The organism is Mesorhizobium sp. M7A.F.Ca.US.002.01.1.1 (assembly GCF_004022955.1).
GTDB lineage: Bacteria > Pseudomonadota > Alphaproteobacteria > Rhizobiales > Rhizobiaceae > Mesorhizobium > Mesorhizobium ciceri.
Genome location: NZ_RZQE01000896.1, coordinates 1 through 1,172, shown reverse-complemented (window position 1 = coordinate 1,172; position 1,172 = coordinate 1). Strand labels below are relative to the sequence as shown.

1 protein-coding gene is annotated in these 1,172 nt (G+C 64.1%); it reads left to right on the top strand.

The features are described 5' to 3' along the window. Window positions 1–1,031, top strand: a 1,031-nt coding sequence (locus EN932_RS36530; RefSeq protein ID WP_128369544.1) for a PA0069 family radical SAM protein, incomplete at its 5' end; no start/stop codon positions are given. Window positions 1,032–1,172 lie beyond the last annotated feature (141 nt).

Below are 1,172 nucleotides of genomic sequence, written 5' to 3'. Positions count from 1 at the left end.
GCATCAACCCGTCCGGCCGATTCGAGCCAGTCAGCCGGCACGTGTTCGACGATGGCTGGAATTCGCTGGAAGAACTGCCCCCCTTCAAGACCGAAGTGCAGGTCGAGAAGCCGCGCACCATCATCACCCGCAACGAATCGCCCGACATTTCCTTCGACCGTTCCATCAACCCTTATCGCGGCTGCGAGCATGGCTGCGTCTATTGCTTTGCCCGCCCGACGCACGCGTTCATGGGCCTGTCGCCGGGTCTGGATTTCGAATCGAAGCTGTTCGCCAAACCTGATGCGGCGCGCTTGCTCGACAAGGAGCTTTCGAAGGACAGCTATCAGCCGCGCACCATCGCCATCGGCACCAACACCGACCCCTACCAGCCGATCGAGAAGCAATACCGGATCATGCGCGAAATCCTCGAAGTGCTGGAAGCGCGCGGCCATCCGGTCGGCATCGTGACAAAGTCCGCCCTGGTGACGCGCGATATCGATATCCTGTCGCGCATGGCCGAACGCGGGCTAGCCAAGGTGGCGCTGTCGGTGACGACGCTCGACCGCATGCTGGCGCGCACCATGGAGCCGCGCGCGTCGACACCGACCAAGCGGCTGGAAGCGATCCGGCAGCTTTCGGATGCCGGCATTCCGGCGTCGGTCATGGTGGCGCCGATCATTCCGGGCCTGACCGATCCGGAGATGGAACGCATCCTCGATTCGGCACGTGCGGCCGGCGCGCGCGAGGCGGGTTATGTGATCCTGCGGCTGCCGCTGGAGGTCAGCCCGATCTTCAAGGACTGGCTGCTGCGCCATTATCCCGACCGTTACCGCCATGTGATGTCGCTGGTCCGCTCCATGCGTGACGGCAAGGACTACGATTCGGAATGGGGCAAGCGCATGAAGGGCGCCGGTCCCTATGCCTGGCAGATCGGCCGGCGCTTCGAGATCACAGCCAAGCGGCTTGGTCTCAATGCCGAACGGCGCACGCTGCGGACCGATCAGTTCGTTGCCGCCGGGAAAGACCAGGTGCAACTGACGCTGCTTTGAAGAGACAATTCGTCGCGATGGTTTGATCCGTCGCGCACCAAGAATCCCGTCCGGCCTGCCCCGGCCTGCAGACGGTGCCCTCCCGGTCCGGCGCCCCACCCGACCCGGAGGGACTTGCGGAGAATCGGAGCCGATGCGAAC